Origin of the sequence: Streptomyces morookaense, from assembly GCF_013030945.1 — a bacterium.
GTDB lineage: Bacteria > Actinomycetota > Actinomycetes > Streptomycetales > Streptomycetaceae > Streptomyces > Streptomyces morookaensis.
The window spans coordinates 1-2113 of the sequence record NZ_JABBXF010000121.1 but is presented as its reverse complement, the minus strand read 5'-3'; the positions used below and the strand labels follow the sequence as shown (position 1 = coordinate 2113).

2 protein-coding genes are annotated in these 2113 nt (G+C 67.3%); both read left to right on the top strand.

The window, feature by feature from the left end:
- Positions 1-98 precede the first annotated feature (98 nt).
- Positions 99-512, top strand: coding sequence for a DUF6507 family protein (locus HG542_RS32495; RefSeq protein ID WP_171087894.1), 414 nt, complete (start codon positions 99-101; stop codon positions 510-512).
- Positions 505-2113 (top strand): hypothetical protein (locus tag HG542_RS32490; protein WP_171087892.1); only part of this gene is annotated, 1609 nt, incomplete at its 3' end. The genes HG542_RS32495 and HG542_RS32490, both read left to right, overlap by 8 nt.

The window sequence follows — 2113 nt, the reverse complement described above, 5'->3', positions numbered from 1 at the left end:
AAGAACGACGGCACGGCGCAGTCGACGTTGGCGAAGGCGAAGGCTGCAGTCGACGGCATCGGCTGAGCGGGTTGTAGCAGGCTGTAGGGGGGGGCGTTGTGTCCGGCTGGGACATCAATGTGAGCGGTGTGAGTTCGGTGCTCAAGACGACCGGTGAGACGGCCGGGAAGTTGAAGGACGAGCTCGATTCGTATCAGGGGAACATGAAGGGTGCGGCGGGGCACGCGGGCACGCTCGCCCCCGGTGGTGAGGCGCCGAAGGGCGGTGGGGGCCTGGTCGGTGCGGCTCTTGCCGAGTTTGCGCAACACACCCAGAACGACCTGAAGTTCATTGCCGCCCGTACGAGCAAGTCGCTGAACGGTGCGAAGGACGCCACGGTTGCGTATGCCAACGGTGACCAGGAGATGGCCGAGCGTCTGATGCACGAGGCGGAGAAGGCGGTCACGCCGCAGGAGATCGCGGCGATGGCGGGCAAGGGCGGTGCCGGCAGCGGGGGAACGAAGGATGCTTGATCCCAGCCAGATCTGGCTGTTCACGGGGGATTTCGACGCGCTGGAGAAGGATGCGGCGGGTCTGAAGAAGGATGCGGGCAGCATCCGGGACACGGGCGGGGACATCCACTCGCAGTTCCAGGGCTTGGCGTCGTACTACCACGCGCCCGAGGCGGACCAGCTCTTCAAGACCACGCTCCCGGTCCGCGACAAGTCCAAGGACTTCGCGGGGGATTTGGAGAAGGTCTCCTCCGCCCTGACGGAATTCGCGTCGGAGGGGCGTCCGCTGGCGGACAAGCTGAAGTCCCTCAAGAGGGAGGCAGAACAGTTCGTTTCGTCCGTGAAGGGCGACAAGGACTGGGAGTACGACAAGAAGAAGACGGACCACCACAATCGCATCCGCGACGACATCGACGCGGCGGTGGCGGCGTTCCAGGAGGCGGAACGCCGGTGCGCGAACAAGATCACCGGCTTGTACAAGGGCGGTACGCACTGGACCGCTGATGACGGTTCGCACGGCAAGGGCATGTACGGCTTCAAGGCGGAGGACTTGAAGCACGCGAAGCTGCCGTGGGGCGAGCCGGTGGACCAGAAGCACCACTGGTACGAGGTGGGCCACTGGATCAAGTCGTTCGTGTGGGACGGCATCGTGGTCGACGGCATCTGGGGCACCGTGAAGGGCCTGGGCACGCTGGTGGGCGTGGACGGCTGGGACAAGGCGGGCCAGGCCTGGACGGGCCTGGCCAAGCTGGCCACGGGCCTGGCGATCTCGTCGCTTCCGGGCGTCGGCCCGGCGTTCTGGGCGATGCCGGCCGACAAGTTGCCGTCGTGGCTGCGGGATTCGCGTACTGCGGTGAAGGAGACGGGCAAGGCGCTGGTCGCCTGGGACGAGTGGAGCAAGAACCCGGCGCGGGCGGCGGGCGGGGTCACGTTCAACGTCCTGACCACGGTCTTCACGGGGGGTTCGGGCACGGCGGCGAAGGCGGGTGCGGTTGCGAAGACCGTCTCGGTGCTGGGCAAGGCGGGCAAGTTCATCGACCCGATGACCTACATCGGCAAGGGACTTGGCAAGGGCATGAGCGCCCTGAACATCTCGGTGCCGAAGGTCGGTGACCTGATGGCCGGCCTGCGCGACAGCCTGGGCGGCACCAAGGTGTCCCCGGCCGACATCTCGCTGCCGCACGACATGGACATCCACGTGCCGGAGACACCCACGGCCGTGCCGACGGTGTTCCACGACAGCTCGGTCAAGCTCCCCGACGGCACGGTGCTCCACGGGGACGGCAGGATGGCGTCGCCGGAGGGCGTTCCGCACCAGGATCCGATTCCGGTGGAGGCACATGCGGCCGACCGGGCTGCACACCAGCAGGTTTCCGCGTCCGTGCCGTCACATGTCCCTGCGCACGCCGAGCAGTCCGCGCTCGTCCATGCCGGTGGGGGCGGTAGCACAGCCGACCACGCCGTTCACGGCGGCGTGCACCACGGTGGGGAGCCGCAGCCCACCCACACCGAACCCCACCACGGCGGGGACGGGTCGTCCCCGCACGACGGCACGCATGGAACCGGCCACGACAGCACTGTTCATGACAGCGGAACTCATGACAGCGGAACTCATGACCGCG